Genomic DNA, 21,798 nt, shown 5'->3' with positions numbered 1-21,798 from the left:
TAGAAACTGCGAACACTGATCGCAGTTATGGGAGGTCCTCATGTCCACATCCCCGACGGGCACCTGGAGTCCGGTGCGCTGGGCCGAGAACGGCGCGGTGCGGCTCGCTTTCGACGCGCTGACCGAGGGCGCCGAGGGGGAGCCGCTGCTGCTGGCCACCGGCCTGGGCGTCAACCGGCACTGGGTCCCCGACGGCCTCTGCCGGATGCTGGCGGCCGAGGGCTTCGCCGTGGCCCGCTACGACCAGCGCGACGGCGGCGAGTCGACCCGGCTCCCGCCCGCCGCGGCGCGCGGCCCGATCTCCGCGCTCCTCCGCAAGCGCGGCGAGGCGTACACGGCCGAGGACATGGCCGACGACGCCGTCGCCGTTCTGGACGCCCTGGGGTGGCGTTCGGCCCATCTGCTGGGTGTCTCGCTCGGCGGGGGCGTCGTCCAGCGGGTGGCGCTGCGGCACCCCGACCGGGTGCGGACGCTCACCACCATGGCGGCGGTCCCCGGAGACGTCGCCGGCCTGCGGGCCGCGCGCTACATCAGGAAACGGACCCTGGCCCGCTTCGCCAGGCTGAGGTTCCCCGACACCAGGGAAGGAGCCGTCGAGGCCGGGGTCGCGGTCTCCCGGCTCCTCGCCTCCCCGCACCGGCCCTTCGACGAACGGGCCGCGCGCGAGGCGGCGGAGCGCAACGCCGACGGCGGCATACTCGACCAGCAGGCGCAGAGCCGGCAGGTCGGCGCCCAGTGGCACGGCCCGGCGATCGGCGCCGTCAGCCGGCCCACGCTGGTGCTGCACGGGGCGGACGACCCGCTGATCAAGCCGAGCGCGGCGAAGGAGATCGCCTCCCGGATCCCGCACGCGCGTCTCGTCCTGCTGCCCGGGGTCGGGCACGAGCTTCCCGAGCCGTCCTGGGCGCGCGTCACCGCGGCGGTCCGCGAACTGGCGGACGGCTGACGCGCCGCCGGGAGCCACGGCTCCGGCGGCGCGTCGGCGGACACCGGCTAGGAGACCTCGACGTAGTCCAACTCGGCCCAGCGGCTGAGGTGTCCCAGGCGCACCGTGTTGGCGCCGGCGTTCAGCTCGACGTCGACGGCGACCTCCGTCCAGTTCTCCCAGCCCCGGTCCGGGTAGGTCACCGCGCCGGCCGAGACGCCGTTGACCGACAGGGCGTGCTGGGCCTCGCCGTAGCCGGCGGCGTAGCCGATGTGCAGGGTGTGGGTGCCGGCGCTCGCGGCGAAGACGCGGATGTCGACCGCGCTGTCGGCGTGGTCGATGCCGGCGGCGACCGCGCCCTGGGAGGCGCCGGGCGCCTCGCGCACGCTGGCGTTGCTCAGCGTCCCGCGCTCCGCCTCGTGGCGGACGCGGCTGCCGCGCACCACCGGGTAGTCGTTGTCCCAGCCCAGGTCGGCCACGTACAGACCGCGCCCGCCTGCCGGGAGGGCGCCGTGGAAGAAGATCCGGCCGTCCCCGATGTCCGCGCCGCCGGGGCCCGAGACCGCGCCGTCCAGGCTGCCCGTGGTCATCAGCGGGCGGTAGGCGCGGGTGTAGGGGCCGGTGAGGGAGGACGAGACGGCGTAGCTGGTCTGGTAGTTGGGGGTGGAGTAGACGCCGGCCGAGTAGAACAGCACGTACTGCGAGGCGCGTTTGACCAGCACCGGCGCCTCGATCACCCCGTCCTCGGAGGGGAGGTTGTTGCGCAGCAGCTCGGTGCGGGGGCCGACGAGGGTGAGGCCGTCGGCCTCGACGCGCTGGAGCCAGATGACGGTCGGCTGGCCGATCGCGTTGCCGTCGTTCTTGTAGAGCAGGTAGCGGGTGCCGTCCTCGTCGACGAAGCTCGACGGGTCGATGTCGCCGCCCTCACCCGCGTCGCACACCAGCGGGCGGTCGGAGGTCGCGGTGAACGGTCCCTCGGGGCCGTCGGCGAGCGCGGCGCCCAGGCACATCCGCCCCGAGGCGGTGTCGGGGCCGGTGAAGTACATCAGGTAGCGGCCGTCGGCCCGTGGGGAGACGTCCGGCGCCCAGAAGCCGCCGGACCCGGCCCACGCGGGCTTCTCCGGCAGCACGTCGCCCCGTATCGTCCACGGCCCGTCGGGCCCGGGGGCGGTCGCGTGCGGCACCCGGCCGTGACGCGAACTGGTCGAGTAGGCGTGGTAGGTGTCGCCGACCTCGATGACGTCGGGGTCGGGGAAGTCGTCGTCGATGGCGAGGCGTGGGGCGACGGCGGCGGTCGAAACCCCCTCCTCGGGCGCGGTGGTCGAGGTCCCGACGGCGGGGGAGGCCGACAGCAGCGCGCCGAGCGCCGCCACCACCCCCACGCACGCGAGTCTCCGGTGACGCATGGGCGGACCCTTCGGCTGGAAAATGGTCTACACCGGTAAGTCATAGCCCAACTCGCGTCCCCTCCACAGGGGTCGCGCGTCACCGCGACGGGTCGAGCGCCAACTTGCCCAGGTGGGTGCGGGCCGTCAGCGCCCGGTGCGCGGCCGGCGCCTCGCCCAGCGGGTAGACGCCGCCGTTCATCGGGCGCAGGGTGCCCCGCCGGACCGCGTCGTAGAGCGCGGCCATGCTGGTGGGCAGCGCCGCGCCGGCTTCCCGCAGGTGCGGAAGCCAGAACGTGGAGACCGTGACCGAACGGTCCATCAGCGCCCGCGTCGGCAGGTCCGTCGGCGCACCGCCCACGCAGCCGTAGATCACCAGCCGGCCGCGCGGCGCCAGGGCGGCGATGGTCTCGTGCAGCACCGGGCCGCCCGTCATCTCCAGCGCCACGTCGACCGGGCCGCCCGCCGCGTCGCGGACCCGCTCGGCCAGGCCCTCGGGCGCCGAGTCCACCGCGACCTCCGCCCCCAGGGCCAGCGCCAGTTGGCGCCGCTCCTCCGTGCTGCCCAGCGCGATGACCCGGGCGCCGGCCTCGGCCGCGAGCTGTACCGCCATCGACCCCAGCGCGCCGGCCGCCGCCGGCACCAACACCCGCTGTCCCGGGCGGATCCGGGCCACCGTGAAGAGGAGGTGCCAGGCCGCCTGGCCCTGGAGCGGCAGCGGCATCGCCTCGTCGTCCCCGATGTCCTCCGGCACCTCCCAGGCCATCCGCCGGTCGACCACCGCCCGTTCCGCGTAGCCGCCGGCCAGGGTGAGCCCGACGACCCGGCGCCCCTCGGCGGTCCTGCCGACCACCTCCGCCCCGGGCACGTGCGGCAACTCCACGGGCGCCCAGGAGGAGTTGGTGCGGGCGTGCACGTCCGTCCAGTTCACCCCCGCGCGGACGACGTCGACCAGCAGCTCCTCCGGGCCGGGGCGGGGCTCGGGGACGCGGACCACCCGCAGCACCTCGGGGCCCCCGAACCTCTCCATCACAACCGCGCGCATGACGCCCCCTCACAATCCGTCCGAACGGTGCCGGACGACACCATGCCGAACACTGTAAGTCATGGAATGGTCACCCTTGGTGTTCAACGGCTGGTGGCGGCCGGTGCGTTCCGGCCCGCGTGCGATGCTGGTGAGGTGGTCAACGATCCCTTCGCCGCCGAGGGTGCCCGCCGCAACCCCGAGCTGCGCCGGGTGGCGATGCGGCGGCGGGTGGCGGAGGCCGGGTTCGTCCGGGTGGACGCGTTGGCCAGGGAGTTCGCCGTCAGCATCATGACCGTCCACCGCGACCTGGACGAGCTGGAGCGGCGCGGGTTCCTCCACAAGGTGCGCGGCGGGGCCACCAGCGCGCCCACCACCACCTTCCACGGCGACCTGGAGCACCGGATGCAGGCCCAGGTCGAGGCCAAGTCGGCGATAGCGCGCGAGGTGTTGGCGAGCGAGGTCGAGTCCGGGCAGGTCGTCGCCCTCGACGACTCCACCACCTCGCTGGTGCTGGCCAGGCTCCTCCCGGAACGGGCGCCGCTGACCGTGGTCACCCACTTCCTGCCGGTGGTGCGGGCGTTGGCCGCCCAGCCCGGCATCGAGCTGATCGGCCTGGGCGGGCGCTACGACGCCTCCTACGACTCGTTCCTGGGGCGGGCCACGGCCGAGGCCGCGTCGGAGCTGCGGCCCGACGTGCTCTTCCTGTCCACCACGGCGGTCGCCGACGGCTTCTGCTACCTCCAGTCGCTGGGCACGATGATCACCCGCCGGGCGCTGATCGCCTCGGCGGCGCGGACGGTCGCGATGATCGACCACACCAAGTTCGAGCGCCGCGCCCAGCACCGGCTGGTGGGCATAGCCGACCTGGACCGCGTCGTCGTCGACGACGGCACGCCCGAGCTGACGGTCCGGGGGCTGCGGGCGCGCGGTGCCCGCGTCGACGTGGTGCGCGGCTGACTCCCCGCCACGAGACCCGTCACTGCTAAGTCATGTGAAGTTAATGGGGTTGGCCCATCGGGGTAGATCTCCCACCATGCCGTCCCACCTGGACGTTCACCATCCCGGTGGTGACGTGTCATCAAGATCGATGTGAAAAGTTGCGAAATACCGGAGGTCCTGCCTGTAATACGCCTCACTTCGGGCTCGGCCAGGACGATGACCAGGAAGGGGCACCGGACGGTGACATCGGACGGACCGGTCGCTGTGTGTGTGGACGCCGGCACCACCGTGATCAAGGCGGTGGTCTTCGACGCCGAGGGAAGGGAACGCGTGGTGACCCGGCGCGACACCGCCGTTCACCACCCCGCCAGGAACCGCGCCGAGCAGGACATGGACGAGGTCTGGGACGCGGTCGTCGCCACCGTGCGGGAGGCCGTCACCCGCGCCGGCCGGCCCGTGCGGTTTCTCGCGCTGACGGCCCAGGGCGACGGCGCCTGGCTGGTCGGCCCCGACCACCGCCCGGTCCGCCCCGCCGTGCTGTGGAACGACGGCCGCGCCGCCGACGTCGTCCGCCGCTGGGCCGAGGACGGCGTGCTGGAACGCGCCTTCCGGGTGAACGCCTCGCTCACCAACGCCGGGCTGCCCAACGCCGTGCTGCGCCACCTCGCCGACGAGGAGCCCGAGACGCTGGCCGCCGCGCACTCCGTGCTCACCTGCGGCAGCTGGCTCTTCCTGCGGCTGACCGGCGTCCTCGGCCTGGAGCCGTCCGAGGCGTCGGCCCCCTGGCTCGACATCCGCGCGGGCGCCTACACCGACACCCTGCTGGAGACCTACGGGCTGACCGCGCACCGCCGGCTGCTGCCCCCGTTGCTCACCGGGGAACGGCAGATCGCCGAGCTGACCGGCGGGGCCGCCGAGGCGCTGGGCCTGCCGCCCACCACCCCCGTCGTCCTCGCCCCCTACGACATCGTCTCCACCGCCCTCGGCGTCGGCACCACGGAGCCCGGCCGGGCGACCTGCGTGCTGGGCACCACGCTGTGCACCGAGATGCTGGTCGAGGCGCCCGATACCGAGGCCCGACCCGCCGGCCTCACCCTCGACTTCGGCGCCCCGGGCCGCCTGATGCGGGCCTTCCCCACGCTCGCCGGCACCGGCGTCCTCGACTGGCTCGTCGCGCTGCTCGGCCTGCGCGACCACGCCGAGCTGACCGCGCTGGCCGCGCGCGCCGCCCCCGGCGCCGAGGGGCTCCGCGTGCTGCCCTACCTCTCCCCGGCGGGGGAGCGCGCCCCGTTCCTCGACCCGGCGGCCAGCGGTCTGGTCACCGGCGCGCTCCTCTCCCACGGCCGGGAACACCTGGCCAGGGCCGTGCTGGAGGGGCTCGCCCACGTCATCAGGGACTGCCTGGACGCCGCGCCGGGACGCCCGGTCGAGCTGGGCCTGTGCGGCGGCGGCGCCGCCAGCGACCTGTGGTGCCAACTGATCGCCGACATCACCGGGGTGCCGGCCGTCCGCACCGAGGACACCCAGGTCGGAGCCAAGGGCGCCCTGCTCTTCGCCGCCACCGCGCTCGGCGACCACCCCGACCTGACCACCGCCGCCCGTGCCCTCGTCCGGCCGAGCGCCCGCTACGCGCCGGACACGGGCGTCCGGGGGTTCCACGACGCGGAACACGCCGAGTTCCTCGCCACCAGAGCGCTCGCGGCGACCCGCTGGGCGGAGTGGCGGGACCATGGCTGAGCCCGTCTGGATCGGCGTCGACGTCGGCACCCAGAGCGTCCGGGCCCTGGCCGTCGACGAGGCGGGGCGCCAACTCGCGGTCGCCGCACGCCCGTTGACCAGCCACCGGGACGGTGTCCGGCACGAGCAGGACCCGGCGGACTGGCGGCGGCTGGCCACCGAGGCACTGGCCGAGGTCGCCGAGGCGCTGGCCGGCCGCCCCGTCGGCGCGCTCGCCGTCTGCGCCACCTCCGGCACCGTGCTCCTCACCGACCCCGACGGCACCCCGCGCACCCCCGGCGTGATGTACGACGACACCCGCGCCGCCGCGCTCGCCGCCACCGCCCAGGAGGCCGGCGCCGACCTGTGGACCGCCCTCGGCTACCGGATGCAGCCCGCCTGGGCGCTGCCCAAGCTGCTGTGGTGGCGCGACCTCGGGCTGCTCGACGGCGGCGCGCGCCTGGCCCACCAGCCCGACGTCGTCGCCGCCGCCCTCGTCGGCCACCCCGTCGCCAGCGACACCAGCCACGCCCTCAAGACCGGCTACGACCTGCTCGCCCTGCGCTGGCCGGAGGAGGTGCTGCGCCGACTGCGCGTCGACCCCGCCGTGCTGCCCGACGTCGTCCGGCCGGGCACCGTGCTCGGCACCATCGCCCCCGCCGCCGCCCGCGCCACCGGCCTCCCCGCCGGAACCCCCGTGGTCGCCGGCATGACGGACGCCTGCGCCGCCCAACTCTCCGCCGGCGCCCTGGAGATCGGCCAGTGGAACGCCGTGCTGGGCACCACCCTCGCGCTCAAGGGCGTCCAGGCCCGGCTGCCCGCCGACCCCACCGGAGCCGTCTACTCCCACCGCGCCCCGCACGGTGACCTGTGGCTGCCCGGCGGCGCCTCCTCCACCGGCGCCGCCGCCGTGCGCCACCTCTTCCCCGACGCCGACCAGCCGGCGCTCGCCGAGCTGACGGCCTCCGCCGCCCGCGTCGAGACCGTGCCGGTCTGCTATCCGCTGGTCGGGCGCGGCGAGCGGTTCCCGTTCGTCGCCCCCGACGCCGAGGGCTTTCTGGGGGAGGGTCCGCTGGCCGTGGGCGACGACCCCGAAACCGCGTTCGCCGCCGTCCTCACCGGCGTCGCCCACGTCGAACGGCTCTCCTTCGCGCTGCTGGCCGCCGCCGGCTGCGCCGTCGACGGGCCCGTCGCCCTCACCGGAGGGGCCGCGCGCAACGACTGGTGGAACCAGCTCCGCTGCGACATGCTCGGCCTCCCCGTCCGACTGCCCGAGACCCCGGAACCGGCCCTGGGCATGGCCGTGCTGGCCGCCGGCTCCGTCGGCGGCGACCTGCGGGCCGCCGCCCGCCGCCTGGTCCGCGTCCGCCGCACGCTCACCCCCGACCCCGCCCGCACCGCGTCCCTGCTCCCCGGCTACCGCGCCTTCCTGGAGGCGCTCGCGGAACGCGGCTGGCTCGACCCCCGCCTCGCCGAGGAACGCCCCTGATGCCGACCGCCCCACCCGCCGGGCCCCCCGACGGGCCGAAAGGAAAAGGACCCACCGTGAGCCACCCCCGCGACGAGGCCGCAGGCCGACCGGTCCCCGTCCTGCTCGCCGGCGACGACTTCGTGCTCAACAGCCTGCTCCTCGAAGCCCTGCACGCCCAGAGCGGCCCCTCGTCCTGGGACGCGCGCACACTCGAACTCCCCTGGCCGCACGTGCCGTTCGGGCCCGTCGCGGAGGTCGACGAGGCGTCGGGGAGCGAGGAGGCGATGATCGAGGCGCTGGCCGGCGCGCGGGTCTGCCTCACCCAGATGGCGCCGCTGACCGCACGGGTCCTGGCCGCCTGTCCCGAGCTGGAGCTGTTCGCCGTCTCCCGGGGCGGCCCCGTCAACGCCGACCTCGCCGCCGCCACCGCCCACGGGGTGCGCGTCACGTTCGCCCCCGGCCGCAACGCCGAGTCCACCGCCGAGCACACCCTCGCCCTGATGCTGGCCGCGATGCGCCGGGTGCCGCACGCCCAGGACAGTATGCGGGCCGGGCGCTGGGACAGCGGCTTCTACGCCTACGACGCCACCGGCCTGGAGATCGCGGGCTCGGTCGTCGGCCTGGTCGGCTGCGGCGCGGTCGGCGCGCGTGTCGCCAGGGCGCTGCACGCGCTCGGCGCCGAGGTGCTGGTGGCCGACCCCTACACCGACCCGGCCGCGCTGCCGCCCGGCGCCCGCCTGGTCTCGCTGCCGGAGCTGCTGGCCTCCTCCTCCGTCGTCTCCCTGCACGCCCGACTGACCGAGGAGACCGCCGGGTTGATCGACGCCGCCGCGCTGGCGGCCATGCCGCGCGGTTCCGTGCTGGTCAACTGCGCGCGCGGCGGCCTCCTCGACTACGAGGCGCTGACCGCCGCGCTGGCCGACGGACACCTCTTCGCCGCGGGGCTCGACGTCTTCGACGAGGAGCCGCTGGCCGCCGACCACCCGCTGCGCTCGGCGCCCAACGCGGTCCTCAGCCCCCATCTCGCCGGCGCGAGCCGCGCCACCGCCCGTCGCGCCGCCACCATGGTCGCCGCCGAGGCCGGCCGCTGGCTGCGCGGCGACGCGCCGCTGCACTGCGCCAACCCCGAGGTCCTGGAGGCCCGATGAGCACCCCGACGCCCGCGCGGCTGCTGCTCGCCCGGCACGCCGAGACCGTCTGGCACGCCGAGAACCGCTACGCCGGCGCCCGCACCGACCCCGACCTGACCGACAACGGCCTGCGCCAGGTCGCGGCACTCGCGCGCGGTGCCGTCGCCGCCGGCGTCGACACCGTCGTCAGCTCGCCGCTGGGCCGCGCCGTGCGCACCGCGACCCCGGCCGCCGAGGCGCTCGGCGTCGAACTGCTGCGTGAACCGGGCCTGCGCGAGGCCGACTTCGGCGAACTGGAGGGACGCACCAGGGCCGAGGCCGACCCCGAGACGGTGCGCCGGTTCGTCGCCGACCCGGCCGCCCACCCGTTCCCCGGCGCCGAACCGCCGGACGAGGTCGCCGCCCGGGTGAGCGCCGCGCTCCGCGCGATCGGCGCGCGCTTCCCCGGGCGCACCGTGCTGGTCGTCGCACACAGCACGGCGCTCCGCCTGGGACTGTGCGCGCTGCTGGGACTGCCCCACACCCACTACCGGCGGCTCTTCCCCCGGGTCGAGAACGTCGCGGTGACCGAGATCCGGCTGCCCGACGACCCCGCCCACCCGGCCGCCCTGCTCTCGCTGAACCACCCCCTGCAAGCCTGACCCGCCCGAAGGGAACGCACCGTGAGCCGACGCACCCTCGCACTCGCCCTGACCCTCGCCTTCGCCGCCGCCTCGGCGTCCGCCTGCGCCTCGGAGGAGGAGACCAACGACGACGGCGGCGGCGGGGACAGCGCCACCATCGCCTTCCTCATGCCGGACATCGCCTCGCCGCGCTACGAGCTGTGGGACGCCCCGCTCTTCGAGGCGCGGATCAAGGAGCTGTGCGCGGACTGCTCGGTCATCTACCAGAACGCCAACGCCGACGCCTCCCGCCAGCAGGAGCAGGCCAACTCCGCGCTGGCGCAGGGCGCGGACGTGCTGGTCATCGACCCGGTCGACTCCGACGCCGCCGCCAGCGTCGTCAACGCCTCCCGTTCCCAGGGCGTCCCGGTCATCGCCTACGACCGGCCGATATCCAGCACCCCGGCCGACTACTACATATCCTTCGACAACGAGGCGATCGGCGAGTCCATCGGGCAGTCCCTCGTCGACCATCTCGACGAGACCGGCGCCGAGGGCGGCATCCTCCAGGTCAACGGCTCGCCCACGGACGCGGCCGCCGGGCTGATCAAGCAGGGCATCCACAACGCGGTCGACGACAGCGGCTACGAGCTGCTCGCCGAGTTCGACACCCCGGGCTGGCAGCCGTCCGACGCGCAGGACTGGGTCGCCGGCCAGATCAACCGCTTCGAGGACGACATCGCCGGCGTCGTCGCCGCCAACGACGGCACCGGGGGCGGCGCGATCGCCGCGTTCCAGGCCGCCGGCGTCCCGATCCCGCCGGTCACCGGCAACGACTTCGAGGTGGCGGCGGCCCAACGCATCGTCGCGGGACAGCAGTACAACACCATCTCCAAGCCCATCAAGATCGTCGCGGAGGCCGCCGCCGAGGTCTCCTACCGTTTCGCCCAGGGCGAGACCCCCGAGGGGGAGCTCGAACTCTTCGACACCCCCGCCCAGCTCTTCGAGCCGACCGTCGTCACCCTGGACAACCTCCCCGAGGTCCTGGCCGAGTCCGACCAGGTCGACGCGGCCGACGTCTGCACCCCCGAGTACGCCGACGCCTGCGCCGAGGCCGGCATCGAGTGGGAGCAGTGAGATGAACGACCCGGTCAAGGAGCCGGCCGCGGCCCCGGGCGGGCGGCCCATCCTGTCGCTGCGCGGCATCAGCAAGAACTTCGGCGCCGTCGCCGCGCTCACCGACGTCGACCTCGACGTCTCACCCGGCGAGGTGGTGGCGGTCGTCGGCGACAACGGCGCCGGCAAGTCCACCCTGGTCAAGGTCCTCGCCGGCGTCCACCGCCCGGACGCGGGGACCCTCACCTTCGCCGACCGCGAGGTGACCGTCGCCAGCCCGGCCGACGCGCACGCCCTCGGCATCGCCACCGTCTTCCAGGACCTGGCGCTGTGCGAGAACCTGAACGTGATCCAGAACCTCTTCCTCGGCCGCGAGTTGCGCCGTGCCCGGCTGGACGAGGTCACGATGGAGATCAGGTCCTGGGAGCTGCTGCGCCAGCTGTCGGCGAAGATCCCCACCGTCCGGGTGCCCGTCGCCTCCCTCTCCGGCGGCCAGCGCCAGACGGTCGCCATCGCCCGCACGCTGCTGGGCGACCCCCGGGTGATCGTTCTCGACGAACCGACGGCCGCTTTGGGGGTGGCCCAGACCGCCGAGGTGCTGAACCTGATCGAACGCCTCAGGGAACGCGGGCTCGGCGTGATCATGATCAGTCACAACATGGAGGACGTCCGGGCCGTCGCCGACCGCGTCGTGGTGCTGCGCCTCGGCCGCAACAACGGCGTCTTCGCCGCCGAGGCGCCCAGCGAGGAGATCGTCGCCGCGATGATCGGCGCCAGCGACAACGTGGTCTCCCGCCGCGCGGGGCGCGCCCGTTCCGTGAAGGGGGAAGCCTGATGGCCGACGTCAAGGCGGCCGAGACGGCGGCCCCGCTCGACCTGCTCGACGAACGACTGCGGCGCGGCGACGGGTGGAGGTCCGTGGCCGGCGGGCTGTGGCGACGCGTACGCTCCGGTGACCTCGGCGTGCTGCCGATCGTCCTGGGGCTGGTCGTGATCTGGACGGTCTTCCAGTCGCTGAACTCCGTCTTCCTCTCCAGCGCCAACCTGGTCAACCTGCTGATGGAGTCCGCCTCCGTCGGCATCATCGCGCTCGGCGTGGTCTGCGTGCTGCTCGTCGGGCAGATCGACCTGTCGGTCGGCTCCGTCAGCGGGCTCTCCGCCGCGCTGACCGCCGTCACCTTCGTCAGCCACGGCTGGCCGCTGCCGCTGTCCATGGCCGCGGCGCTCGGCGCGGGCGCGCTGATCGGCGTGGTCTACGCGCAGATGGTGACCAGGCTCGGCGTGCCCAGCTTCGTCGCCACCCTCGCCGGCCTGCTCAGCTTCCTCGGCATCCAGTTGTGGCTGCTCGGCGACACCGGGGCGATCAACCTGCCGTTCGAGTCCGACCTGGTGCACTTCGCCCAACTCGCCTTCCTGCCCGAGTGGTTGTCCTATGTGCTGGTGGTCGTGGCCGCCGGCTGGCTCTTCGCCACCGGCTACGGCCTGGCCAGGACCCGCCGCGCCGCCGGCCTCTCGGCCCGTTCCACCTCCCTGCTGGTGGCCCGCAGCGCCGCCGTGCTGCTCGGCCTCGGCTTCGCCGTCTGGTACCTCAACCGGGCGCGGGGCGTGGGCTGGCTCTTCGTCAGCTTCGTGGTGCTGGTCCTGCTGCTGCACTACGCGCTGACGCGGACCGGCTGGGGGCGCTCGGTCTTTGCCGTCGGTGGCAACGCGGAGGCCGCACGGCGCGCGGGCATCAACGTGCGCCGGGTCTACACCTCGGTCTTCGTGCTGTGCTCGACGCTGGCCGCCCTCGGCGGCATGATCGCGGCGGCCCGCCTCGCCGCCGCCAACCAGGCCACCGGCGCCGGCGACGTCAACCTCAACGCCATCGCCGCCGCCGTCATCGGCGGCACCAGCCTCTTCGGCGGCCGGGGCAGCGCGTTTTCCGCGCTGCTCGGCATCCTGGTGATCCAGTCGATCTCCAACGGCCTGACGCTGCTTGACCTGGACTCCTCCTTCCGGTTCATCATCACCGGCCTCGTCCTGGCCCTCGCCGTCACCCTCGACTCCGTGGCCCGCCGCTCCCGCGTCGCCCACGGCCGCGCCGCGTAGCCCCGCGGAACGGCGCGCCGGGGGCGGGTACCGGAGCCCCCGGCGCGCCGTTCCCCCGGGTCACCTCTCCACGGGCGCCCCGGAGTCGAGGAACCTCTCCACGTAGCGCGCCAACCGTTCCCGCAGCCTCTCGCGTGGCGCCCGCCCCTCTCCCGCGAGGTGCTCGACGAGGTCGGCCCGGGTGGCGGCGAGCAGGGCGTGCGCGGGGAAGTCGCCGTCGCCCAGGCCGGGGATCCGCTCCAGCAGGTCACGGAGCATGGCGTGCCAGCGGGCGTAGTGCTCCGTGCGGTACGGGCTGGTGCCCCCGCTCTCCTCCAGGGCCATCGCGAGGCTCCGGTTGTCGAGCTTGAAGCACAGCGCGGCGTCGAGCAGGGCGGGGACGCGTTCGCGCGGCGGTGTCGCGGGGCCCAGGGGCGGCGGGCCGCTCTCGATGGCGGCCCTGAGCGGTTCGAGCCGGGCCTCGTAGAGCGCGCGGAGCAGTCCGGCGCGGTCCCCGAACGCGCGGAAGAGCGTTCCCTTTCCGACGCCGGCCGCCGCCGCGACCTCGGCCATGGTGACGTCCTCCGGGCTCGCCCGACGGGAGAAGAGCGCGTCGGCGGCGGCGAGGACGGCCTCCCTGTTGCGGGCGGCATCCTTGCGGGCCCTGGGTTCGGCCATGGTGCTCCCTCCACACGGTCCGCTTGAAAAGCGGACCCTCGGTCCGTATTCTCGATCCGGACCGCGGGTCCGGATACGTCACTGGAGGATACCCATGCCCACGCCGACCTCTCCGGCGGAGCTGTTCCGCCACGGCCTGCGACTGCTGCTCGACAAGGACATTGCCGCGTGGGCGGCGCTCTTCGCCGAGGACGGGGTCCTGGAGTTCCCCTTCGCCCCCGAAGGCTGGCCCCGGCGCCTGGAGGGCAGGGAGGAGGTCGCGGCCTACATGCGCCACTACCCCGACCACATCGACCTGCGCGACTTCCCCGACCTGCGCGTCCACCAGACCACCGACCCGCGCACCGTCGTGGTCGAGATGCGCGGCGTCGGCCGCGTGGTGGAGACCGGGGCGCCCTTCGACGCGTCCTACGTCGCCGTGGTGACCGTCGAGGACGGGCTCATCGCCTCCTGCCGCGACTACTGGAACCCGCTCGCCGTCCAGCAGCCGGGCACCGACTTCGCCGGCGGCGGCCGATGAGCGCCGCCGCCACGCTGGTCATCGGCGCGACCGGCACCACAGGAAGCCGCACCGTCGCGCGACTGACGGCCGAGGGGCACCGGGTCAGGGCCGCCAGCCGCCGGGCCGCCCCGTCGGCCGGCGCCGAGCCGGTCGCGTTCGACTGGTACGCGCCAACCACCCACGGGCCCGCCCTCGACGGCGTCGAGCGCGTCTACCTGGTGCCGCCCGTGGGCGACCCCGACCCGGCGCCGCTCATGCTGGCGTTCCTCCGGCGCGCCCGCGCCGCCGGGGTGCGCCGCGCGGTGCTGCTGAGCGCCTCGGCCATCCCCGAGGGCGGCCCGGCGGTGGGTCAGGTGCACGCGGCGCTGCCCGGCCTGTTCGGGGAGTGGGCGGTGCTGCGGCCCTCGTGGTTCATGCAGAACTTCACCGGCGCGCACGTCCACGCCGACAGCATCCGCGACGAGGGCGTCATCCGGACCGCGACCGGGGACGGCCGGGTCGGCTTCGTCGACGCCGAGGACATCGCGGCCGTGGCCGTCCGCGCCCTGACGGACCGGAGCGCGCCCAACACCGATCTCGTCCTCACCGGCCCCGAGGCGCTCGGCTACGACGACATCGCCGCGATCCTCACCGAGGTCACGGGCCGGCCCGTGACGCACCGGAACCTGTCGTACGAGCACATGCGCGCACGGCTCGCGGCGTCCCTCCCCGCCGAGTTCGCCGCGCTGCTGGCCGGCCTGGACCGCGCCGTCGCGGACGGCGCGGAGGACCGGGTCACCGACACCGTGCGGCGCCTCACCGGACGCCCTCCCGGCGCCTTCCGCGCCGTCGTGGAGAGGGAGGCGCGGTCCGGCGGCCGAGGCGTGTGACCCCGCCCCCGTTCCCGGGGGACGCGCGGCGGGCGGGCTGTGGCCGCGCCCTTTCCCGCCCTTCTTCCTTCCTTTGTCGCCGCTTCGGGGCGGCCTCTCCGACGCTCATTCGGCTTCACCCGATCAGGTAATTGTCGGGATAACTCGGGCGCCTCTAGGGTTTGGGGGAGAAGGGCGGGCGGCCGTGATGCGCGGGGTGGGGTGCAGTGCGTTCCCGCGTACACGAAGGCCGGTCCGCCGCAGTGGCCCAAAGGGGGGCGCAGTGAGTCGAATGGGCTGTGGCATTGCCGGAACAACTGATCCCGTTTCTGTTTGTCGTGATCGTGCTGACGGTCATTCCCGGGCCGGACACCGCGCTCGGGCTGCGTAACAGCCTGCGGGGCGGCAGTTCGGCCATGTGGTGGACCGGGCTCGGGGTGTGCAGCGGACTGCTGGTGCACGCCACCGTGTCGACGCTCGGACTCTCCGCCGTGTTCGCCGCCTCCGCGACCGCGTACGCGGGGCTGAAGCTGGCCGGGGCGCTCTATCTCCTGTGGCTCGGCGCCGGCACCCTGTGGGGCGTCTGGCGCGGGAGGCGGCGGGCCGTCCGGGCGGCCGCCGAGCCGCTCACCTCGGTCGGGACGGTCCGGGCGCCGCTCACCCGGGCCGTCGCCTTCCGGCAGGGCGTGCTCAACGACCTGCTGAACCCGAAGATCGCCGTCCTCTTCCTGACCCTCCTGCCGCAGTTCATCGGGCCCGAGGAGCCCCGCGTGCGCACCTCGTTCGTGCTCACGTTCGCCTTCGTCGGGGTGGCGCTGGTCTGGTGGCGGCTGACCTCCTCGCTGGTCGGGCTGCTGCACGGCTGGCTGACCCGGCCCCGGGTGCGCGCCCGACTGGAGTGCCTCACCGGCGGTGTCCTGCTCGCCCTGGGGATCAGAGTCGCGTTCGACGCTCCCTGAGCGCACGCGCCCTCTTTCTTTCCGCCTTTCGCCCCCCCCGTGTCGTCTTTCCTCCGAAACCGTCAGGAGAACTGAGAAACGATGACCGAGACAGCGGTGCGTGCGGCCTATCACACGAGGCTTCTGCCGCGTTATCGATATCGTTCTGTCGCGACGCTGGCCGACGAGCCGGAAGGACTCACGTGCAGCGTCGCCGTCGGTACCGAATACTTCGCCGGGCTGGCCGAGCGGCTCTCCGGCTATCCCTCCTTCGAACTCGCCGCGGACAGTGTGAAGCGGCGACAGGAGGACGCGCTGCTGGTCCCCGGCGCCTACGCCGAGGTGCGCGGGTTCTTCTTCGACCCGGAGCTGGTCGCCGTGGGCGCCTTCCTCAGCCGGCTGCCCGACATGGTCCTGGTGGCCTCCGACGGCGGGAAGGCCGACTCCTACCGCAGGCTGTGCCACCAGCCCGCGACCCTGCGGCTCCTCGACCAGATCGACAAGTCCTTCGACGAGGTCCTCCCGGCGACGTCCAACACGACGGCGGTGCGCGATATCGTCCAGGGCCGTCCCGACACGCTCGCGGTGACCAACAGGCTGGTCGCCGAGCACCACGGGCTCGACGTGGTCCAGGTCCTCGCGCGCGGGACGTCCATGGCCTTCATCGTCTTCGAGAGGAAACCCGAGTGACCCCGCAGGACACCGGACTTCGCACGGCCCTCGTGGTCGCCAAGCACCTGCCGCCCGGCGTCGTCGCCAACGCCACGGCCGTGCTCATGGGCCACCTCGCGACCCGGCGGCCCGCGCTCTACGGCGCGGAGCGGCTGGCGGACCTGTCGGGCAACGAGCACGCCACCATCCGCGACAACGTGGTCGTGCTCACCGGAAGGCCCGCCCAGGTGGGGAAGCTCGCCGCCGCCGCCCGGGAGGAGGGGCTGCTCCATGCCGTCTTCTCCGACCGGGGTCGGAGCTGGAGCAACGAGTTCGAGAAGTACCGCGCGGAGGTGGCCGGTTCCGAGGCCGCCCAGTTGGAGATCATCGCCACCGGGGTGACCGGCCCCGATCCGGCCGTCCGCGCGCTGACGAAGAAGTTCAGCTACTACGCCTGAGCAGGCCACGCGCCGCGACCCGGCCCCGCACCGCCCGGCGCGGGGCGGGCGCGCCGAGCGGAGGGAACCACCATGCCTTCCCGACCACCCACCGTGCGTGAGCAGTTCCTGTCCCTTCCCGCCTACGCCGCGGGCGAGCCCGCCTCGCTCGCCGCCACCCACAAGCTCTCCTCCAACGAGAACCCGGAGCCGCCGCTGCCGGCCGTCGGCGCCGCCCTCGCCGAGGCCGCCCGCCGGATCAACCGCTATCCCGACCTCGCCAACTCCGCCCTGGTCGGGGCGCTCGCCCGCCGGCTCTCCGTGCCGCCCGAGCGGCTGTTCGTCAGCCCCGGCGCCACCCCCCTCCTGGACCAGTTGGTGCGGCTCACCACCGCGCCCGGCGAGGAGGTCGTGACGGGATGGCCCTCCTTCGAGGGCTATCCACTGGCGATCCGGGCCAACGGCGCCCGCACGGTCACCGTGCCGCTGCGCCGCGCCGCCCTCGACCTGCCGGCCATGGCGGCCGCGATCACTCCGCGCACCCGGCTGGTCTTCGTCTGCTCGCCCAACAACCCGACCGGCACCACCGTCACCCACGACCGGCTGGCCGCGTTTCTGGAGCGCGTTCCGGAGCGGGTGCACGTCGTGCTCGACGAGGCCTACATCGACTACGTGGACGACCCCGCCGCGCCACGTGCCGTCGAACTCGTCGCGGAGCACCCGGGGTTGACGGTCGTCCGTACCTTCTCCAAGGCGCACGGGCTCGCCGGGCTGCGGGTCGGCTACGCCGTGACGCACCCGGCGATGGTCGACGCCCTGACCAGGCTGCGCCCCGCGTTCGGCGTGACGGCGCTCGCCGAGGCGGCCGCGGTGGCCTCCCTGCGGGCCGAGTACGAGCTCGCCGACCGGATGGAGCGGGCCCGCGGCGAGCGGGACAGGCTCGTCGCCGGGCTGCGGGCGGCAGGTTGGCAGGTTCCGCCCAGCCAGGCCAACTTCGTCTGGCTGCCGCCCGGCCCCCGCACCCGGGAGCTGGCCGCGCGGCTGCGCGCCAACGGCCTGACGACACGTCTGTTGGGCGAGGACGGCCTGCGGATCTCCCTGGGCACGCCGGGGATCAACGACCTGGTCCTGCACACCGCGTCGGAGGACGCCCCGACGGGGCCGGTCCGTGGTGGAATGCCCGTGTGAGGGGGCGGGGATGACATGGAGCGAGACGGAGTACGTCGCCTATCTGCTGGCCGAACGGCGCCGCTACGCCTGGGTGTTGGCGCGCCACGGCGGGCTGACCCCCGAGGAGGCGCGGGCGGTGGCGCGGGAGCACTACCCGTACGAGCCGGCCGACGCGCCCTTCCGGGGCCTGGTCTTCCATGACGAGGCGTGGCACTGGGCGATGCGCGTGATCCACGGCGACCGCTACGCGTCCACCCACCCCGAGCTGGTTCACCCGCCGGAGGAGTACCGGGAGTTGGACTGACGGCCGCGGCCGGTCCCCGATGCCTCAGTCCAGCGGGGACGGCCACGCGTGGGCCGGGAGAAGGTCCCGCAGCGGTGGGGCCTCCGTGCGGCTCAGGACGACCTCGGTGTCCAGGTTGGCCGGGTCGATCTGCCGGATGAACTCGCGGCAGCGGCCGCACGGGGGCAGCACGTGGAGCACGCCCTCGTCGCTGCGCCACACGGCGACGATGCGGGCGATGCGGTACTCGCGGGCCGTCACCATCGCGCCGATCGCCGCGTGTTCCGCGCAGAAGCCGGTGCCCGAGCCGGTGTCGATGCACACGCCCGTGTGGAGGCTGCCGCCGGCGGTCAGCAGCGCGGAGGCGACGTCGCCGAAGAGCCGGTCCCCCACCCGGTGCGGGTGGAGCACCGAGGCGGCCAGGTCGATGAGTTGGGTCGGGGAGCCGTCCGTGATCATGCCTCGGACGCTAGCAGAGGCGGGCGGGCACGGCCGTTTCGGCGATTGTCAGTGGTGTGGGCCATGCTGTTCCCCAGATCGCCACAGAGGGTCGCAACGGCCCTCTGGGCTGGGGGTTCCTCTGGTTCCGGCTGCCCGTGAGGGCTGATGGGGCCTGCGCGGAAACGGCCCGGCCCCGGCGCACAGTCAGGGGAGAGACGATGGTGGAGAACGCGGAGACGATCCGCTGGGAGCGGCGTGCGACGGCGCGCGTCGTTCCGGGGGCGAGGCCCCGCAAGGTGGTGAAGGTGCCGTTCGTCGAGCTGGCCGACGGCAGGTTGCAGGGAGTGGTGTCCAGCGGTTCCGACATCGCCCGGGTCTATGTGTCGGCGATCGAGGCCGGCAGCCACGACGTCAGCTGCGGCACCAACAACAACCGGCCCTGCGGGGGCGCGCGGCCGGGCGGCTGCAAGCACGTCGACGCGCTGGTGAAGGAGGCCGTCCTCCAGTACGGGGAGGAGCGGGTCGGCCGCTATCTGCGGGCGGAGCCGGGGGACGGCGACCTGGCGTCGCGGCTGCGCGGTGGCGGGGTCAACCACGACCGCCCGGCGGCCGAGGTGTTCAGCCGCTTCCTGCGGCATCTCGCCTATCTGGAGGTGCCGGAGAGCGCGGCGCCGCTGCCTGAGCTGCGGTGGTTCCCGGCGACGGGGGCGGTGCGCTGATGCTGGGCATTCAGCTCGCCGAGCTGCTGGCGAACGAGCCGCACGGGGTGTCCGAGGCGCTGGAGGCGGTGGACGGCTTCGACCGGACGCTGGTCGGCGGGCTCGGCCGGCTCACCCCGGAGCAGGCGGGCGCGGTGTCGGCGCTGGCCGGCACGGTCTCCGCGTCGCCGCTTGGCGCGGCGGCCACCGAGGCCGCCGAGAAGGTCCGGGCCGGCTCCGTCTCCGACGAGCGGCTGGTCGTGCTGGCCGCTGCCAGGGCCGCGCTGCTGGGCGCGGTGCACGACGGCCAACTGGCCGCGCTGGACGCGGCGTTGGGGCGTCAGCGCGCGGAGTGGCCGGAGGCGGGCGGCGGGGAGCCGCTGCCGGACCGGCTGCTGGAGGGGGCGCGTTCCTGGCTGCGGGAGCTGGCGCTGGTCGGCTGGCGGGGCCTCACGGACGACTCCCTGCGGGGCGTCGACCAGGCGCTGACGGCGCTGTGGGCGGAGCCGGCGGCCCGGAGGCTCGCGGTGCTGCTGGACGGGCTCGCCGGCGAGCTGCGCGCCTGCCTGCCGCTGGCCACCTGGGAGCGGCTGCCGGTGCGGCGCTGGGCCGACCTGTGGGCGGCGGCGCTGCTGCTGTGCCAGCCGGGCGTGCTGCGGACGGCGGACGCGCCGGCGGCCCCGGTGAGCGGCCGGCTGCTGCCGTTGGGCGCCGAGCTGCACGAGCATCCCACCGCCGTTCAGCTCGTCGTGCACGCCCTGCTGGAGGAGGGCGGCGACCGGCCGGCGCGGCTGGTGCGGTTCGGGGTCGGCGCGGCCAAGGTCGAGACGCTGACCGGGCCGACGGTGTGGCGGCTGCTGGCCCGGTTCCCCGTGCTGCTGCGGGCGTTGGCCGAGCGCCGGGCGCTGAGCGCGACCGGGCTGACGCCGCTGGGCGGCGGCGAGCTGCTGTGGGACGAGTCCGCCGTGGCGCTCGACGAGCCGGCGGATCCGTTCGTCACCGCGCGCACCCAGCTGGCGGGCGCGGTCGCCGCGCCGGTGCCGCCGCTGCGGCGCCATCCGGTGCAGCTCGCCGAGCCGGTGTGGCTGGAGGGGTACCGGGTGAAGAAGGACGTGCTCACGCTCGACGGTCACGCGCTGCGGCTGGACGTGGAGCACCTGCCGGCGGCGGGCCCGTTGACACCGCAGCTGGTGGGCGCGTCCACCGCGTGCCTGGGGCTGCTGTGCTGGGAGGCCGACGGCTGGACGCTGCGGCCCCTCGGGGTGCGGGCCACCGTGCGGCGGCAGGAGGTCGAGGTGCACACCGGGGACTGGGCGGACGGGCCGACGGACCCGAAGGCCGCCAAGTCCGAGGCCAGGTGGGGCGACCCGCTCGCGGTGCTGCGCGAGCGCGCGGGACGGTTGCTGCGCGCATGACCGACACCGAGCACGAGACGAGCGCGCCGCGGGCCGGCGACCCGGCGCACGCGCGGGCCATGGGCAACCGCCGGCAGGTGCTGTACTGGCGGCTGCTGGCCCGCCTCTTCGACGGCGAGGAGCAGCCCGCGCTGGAGAGCGCGGGCGTGGCCGTCGCCGAGGACCTCGGACTCCCGCCGGCGCTGCTGGACCCGGGCGTCTCGGTGGACAACCTGATCCAGCGCTTCCCGGAGCTGGCCGACGAGTTCGCCGCGCTGCGCGGCGGGCGGGAGGAGGACGGCGCGGAGGGGGGCGGCGCGGAGGAGGACCCGGAGCGCTCGGTGCGCCGCGCGGCCCTGGTCACCAAGCTGCTGCTGAACACGTTCGCCACCGGTACGGGCGCGGTCTCCGCCGCCCGGTTCAACGACTGGCAGCGGGACGCCTCATGGTGCCGGCAGGCGCTGGGCGGCGACGAGGGCGGACGGGGCGAGCTCTCCGGTTACCTGTCGGCCCTGGAGGGCGACCTGGTCAAGCGGATGCATCTGCGCGAGGTGCTCGCCGACCCGGCGCGCGCCCGGGCGCTCACGCCGAGCATGTCGCTGATCGAGCAGCTGCTGCACGACAAGGACAACCTCTCGGGCACCGCGCTGGCCAGCGCCAGGGCGCTGATCCGCCGCTTCGTCGACGAGGTGGCCGAGGTGCTGCGCACCCAGGTGGAGAAGACCAGCGCCGGCACCATCGACCGCTCGGTGCCGCCCAAGAGGGTCTTCCGCAACCTGGACGTCCAGCGCACCGTCTGGAAGAACCTGACCAACTACGACCCCGAGCAGCGGCGGCTCTACGTCGACCGGCTCTACTACCGGCACACGGCGCGCCGGACGACGCCGGCGCGGCTGGTGGTCGTCGTCGACCAGTCGGGCTCGATGGTGGACTCGATGGTCAACTGCACCATCCTGGCCTCGATCTTCGCCGGGCTGCCCAAGGTCGACGTCCACCTCGTCGCCTACGACACCCGCGCGCTGGACCTGACGCCCTGGGTGCACGACCCCTTCGAGGTACTGCTGCGCACCCGGCTCGGGGGCGGCACCGACGGCACGGCCGCGATGGCCCTGGCCCGGCCGAAGATCACCGACCCGGACAACACGGTGCTGGTGTGGATCTCCGACTTCTACGACAACCCGGCGCTGATGAACGACTTCCGGGCGGTGCACCGCTCGGGGGCCCGCCTCATACCGGTCGGCTCCGTCAACAGCTCGGGGCGCGGCAGCGTCAACCCGACGTTCCGCCAGCACCTCAAGGAGCTGGGCACGCCGGTGATCTCCGGCCACATCCGCAAGCTCGTGTTCGAACTCAAGAACTTCCTCGCCTAGGAGTCCC

At 74.4% G+C, this 21,798-nt stretch carries 23 protein-coding genes; 19 read left to right on the top strand and 4 right to left on the bottom strand.

Annotation, left to right across the window (positions count from 1 at the left end):
• Nucleotides 1-40: 40 nt before the first annotated feature.
• Complete coding sequence (locus tag CRP51_RS10420; protein WP_097230793.1) at nucleotides 41-946, top strand: alpha/beta fold hydrolase; 906 nt, start codon at nucleotides 41-43, stop codon at nucleotides 944-946.
• 47 nt (nucleotides 947-993) lie between these two features.
• Here the strand turns inward: CRP51_RS10420 and CRP51_RS10415 are convergent, their stop codons facing one another.
• On the bottom strand, nucleotides 994-2,331 hold the full coding sequence (locus CRP51_RS10415; protein WP_097230792.1) for a family 43 glycosylhydrolase: 1,338 nt from the start codon (nucleotides 2,329-2,331) through the stop codon (nucleotides 994-996).
• A 79-nt stretch (nucleotides 2,332-2,410) separates the two neighbouring features.
• Nucleotides 2,411-3,355, bottom strand: a complete 945-nt coding sequence (locus tag CRP51_RS10410) for a quinone oxidoreductase family protein (protein WP_097230791.1) — start codon at nucleotides 3,353-3,355, stop codon at nucleotides 2,411-2,413.
• 135 nt (nucleotides 3,356-3,490) lie between these two features.
• Here CRP51_RS10410 and CRP51_RS10405 point away from each other — a divergent pair, with 135 nt between their 5' ends.
• The 8 genes from CRP51_RS10405 to CRP51_RS10370 all read left to right on the top strand — a co-directional run bounded on the left by CRP51_RS10405 (nucleotide 3,491) and on the right by CRP51_RS10370 (nucleotide 12,402).
• Nucleotides 3,491-4,294, top strand: a complete 804-nt coding sequence (locus CRP51_RS10405; protein ID WP_245880495.1) for a DeoR/GlpR family DNA-binding transcription regulator — start codon at nucleotides 3,491-3,493, stop codon at nucleotides 4,292-4,294.
• 252 nt (nucleotides 4,295-4,546) lie between these two features.
• Nucleotides 4,547-6,013: an FGGY-family carbohydrate kinase gene (locus CRP51_RS10400; protein WP_245880494.1), complete on the top strand. Its 1,467-nt coding sequence runs from the start codon at nucleotides 4,547-4,549 to the stop codon at nucleotides 6,011-6,013.
• The gene (locus CRP51_RS10395) at nucleotides 6,006-7,481 is read left to right on the top strand and encodes an FGGY-family carbohydrate kinase (protein ID WP_097230788.1); all 1,476 of its coding nucleotides are present in this window, start codon (nucleotides 6,006-6,008) and stop codon (nucleotides 7,479-7,481) included. Before CRP51_RS10400 ends, CRP51_RS10395 begins: the two co-directional genes overlap by 8 nt.
• A 56-nt stretch (nucleotides 7,482-7,537) precedes the next feature.
• Nucleotides 7,538-8,611: a 2-hydroxyacid dehydrogenase gene (locus CRP51_RS10390; RefSeq protein ID WP_245880493.1), complete on the top strand. Its 1,074-nt coding sequence runs from the start codon at nucleotides 7,538-7,540 to the stop codon at nucleotides 8,609-8,611.
• Complete coding sequence (locus CRP51_RS10385) at nucleotides 8,608-9,234, top strand: histidine phosphatase family protein (protein ID WP_097230786.1); 627 nt, start codon at nucleotides 8,608-8,610, stop codon at nucleotides 9,232-9,234. Before CRP51_RS10390 ends, CRP51_RS10385 begins: the two co-directional genes overlap by 4 nt.
• Nucleotides 9,235-9,255: 21 nt before the next feature.
• Nucleotides 9,256-10,332, top strand: coding sequence for an ABC transporter substrate-binding protein (locus CRP51_RS10380; protein ID WP_245880492.1), 1,077 nt, complete (start codon nucleotides 9,256-9,258; stop codon nucleotides 10,330-10,332).
• Between the two features lies 1 nt (nucleotide 10,333).
• A complete protein-coding gene (locus CRP51_RS10375; protein ID WP_097230785.1) occupies nucleotides 10,334-11,146 on the top strand; it encodes an ATP-binding cassette domain-containing protein in 813 nt (270 codons plus the stop codon).
• The gene (locus CRP51_RS10370) at nucleotides 11,146-12,402 is read left to right on the top strand and encodes a sugar ABC transporter permease (protein ID WP_097230784.1); all 1,257 of its coding nucleotides are present in this window, start codon (nucleotides 11,146-11,148) and stop codon (nucleotides 12,400-12,402) included. Before CRP51_RS10375 ends, CRP51_RS10370 begins: the two co-directional genes overlap by 1 nt.
• Before the next feature lie 60 nt (nucleotides 12,403-12,462).
• Here the strand turns inward: CRP51_RS10370 and CRP51_RS10365 are convergent, their stop codons facing one another.
• A complete protein-coding gene (locus tag CRP51_RS10365) occupies nucleotides 12,463-13,059 on the bottom strand; it encodes a TetR/AcrR family transcriptional regulator (protein WP_097230783.1) in 597 nt (198 codons plus the stop codon).
• A gap of 94 nt (nucleotides 13,060-13,153) precedes the next feature.
• Here CRP51_RS10365 and CRP51_RS10360 point away from each other — a divergent pair, with 94 nt between their 5' ends.
• The 7 genes from CRP51_RS10360 (at nucleotide 13,154) to CRP51_RS10330 (ending at nucleotide 17,909) form a co-directional block, all read left to right on the top strand.
• Nucleotides 13,154-13,579, top strand: a complete 426-nt coding sequence (locus CRP51_RS10360; RefSeq protein ID WP_097230782.1) for a nuclear transport factor 2 family protein — start codon at nucleotides 13,154-13,156, stop codon at nucleotides 13,577-13,579.
• Complete coding sequence (locus tag CRP51_RS10355) at nucleotides 13,576-14,430, top strand: NAD(P)H-binding protein (protein WP_097230781.1); 855 nt, start codon at nucleotides 13,576-13,578, stop codon at nucleotides 14,428-14,430. The genes CRP51_RS10360 and CRP51_RS10355 overlap by 4 nt, the downstream gene beginning before the upstream one ends.
• Before the next feature lie 278 nt (nucleotides 14,431-14,708).
• Complete coding sequence (locus tag CRP51_RS10350) at nucleotides 14,709-15,368, top strand: LysE family translocator (RefSeq protein ID WP_212615882.1); 660 nt, start codon at nucleotides 14,709-14,711, stop codon at nucleotides 15,366-15,368.
• A gap of 81 nt (nucleotides 15,369-15,449) precedes the next feature.
• A complete protein-coding gene (locus CRP51_RS10345; protein ID WP_097230779.1) occupies nucleotides 15,450-16,037 on the top strand; it encodes a type 2 periplasmic-binding domain-containing protein in 588 nt (195 codons plus the stop codon).
• Nucleotides 16,034-16,456: a DUF2000 family protein gene (locus tag CRP51_RS10340; RefSeq protein ID WP_097230778.1), complete on the top strand. Its 423-nt coding sequence runs from the start codon at nucleotides 16,034-16,036 to the stop codon at nucleotides 16,454-16,456. Before CRP51_RS10345 ends, CRP51_RS10340 begins: the two co-directional genes overlap by 4 nt.
• Before the next feature lie 72 nt (nucleotides 16,457-16,528).
• Entirely contained in the window at nucleotides 16,529-17,623 is a 1,095-nt protein-coding gene (locus tag CRP51_RS10335) for a histidinol-phosphate transaminase (RefSeq protein WP_097230777.1), read from the top strand.
• 10 nt (nucleotides 17,624-17,633) lie between these two features.
• Complete coding sequence (locus tag CRP51_RS10330; protein WP_097230776.1) at nucleotides 17,634-17,909, top strand: hypothetical protein; 276 nt, start codon at nucleotides 17,634-17,636, stop codon at nucleotides 17,907-17,909.
• Nucleotides 17,910-17,933: 24 nt separating this feature from the next.
• On the opposite strand, the gene CRP51_RS10325 is transcribed toward CRP51_RS10330, so the two are convergent.
• Complete coding sequence (locus CRP51_RS10325; RefSeq protein WP_107500840.1) at nucleotides 17,934-18,347, bottom strand: cytidine deaminase family protein; 414 nt, start codon at nucleotides 18,345-18,347, stop codon at nucleotides 17,934-17,936.
• A 200-nt stretch (nucleotides 18,348-18,547) separates the two neighbouring features.
• Between CRP51_RS10325 and CRP51_RS10320 the strand changes: the two genes are divergently transcribed.
• From CRP51_RS10320 to CRP51_RS10310, 3 genes are read left to right on the top strand one after another with little or no spacing between them, the layout of a single operon-like run.
• Nucleotides 18,548-19,048 carry a hypothetical protein gene (locus CRP51_RS10320; RefSeq protein ID WP_097230775.1) on the top strand — a complete coding sequence of 167 codons (501 nt, stop codon included), beginning with the start codon at nucleotides 18,548-18,550 and terminating at the stop codon, nucleotides 19,046-19,048.
• Nucleotides 19,048-20,442: a hypothetical protein gene (locus CRP51_RS10315; protein ID WP_097230902.1), complete on the top strand. Its 1,395-nt coding sequence runs from the start codon at nucleotides 19,048-19,050 to the stop codon at nucleotides 20,440-20,442. The genes CRP51_RS10320 and CRP51_RS10315 overlap by 1 nt, the downstream gene beginning before the upstream one ends.
• Complete coding sequence (locus tag CRP51_RS10310; RefSeq protein ID WP_097230774.1) at nucleotides 20,439-21,791, top strand: VWA domain-containing protein; 1,353 nt, start codon at nucleotides 20,439-20,441, stop codon at nucleotides 21,789-21,791. The genes CRP51_RS10315 and CRP51_RS10310 overlap by 4 nt, the downstream gene beginning before the upstream one ends.
• The last annotated feature ends 7 nt before the right edge of the window (nucleotides 21,792-21,798 follow it).

The sequence above is a fragment of the Streptomyces zhaozhouensis genome, from assembly GCF_900230195.1.
GTDB classification, from domain to species: Bacteria; Actinomycetota; Actinomycetes; order Streptomycetales; family Streptomycetaceae; genus Streptomyces; species Streptomyces zhaozhouensis.
The sequence above is the reverse complement of the archived record's forward strand: the minus strand, read 5'-3'. Positions and strand labels throughout refer to the sequence as shown.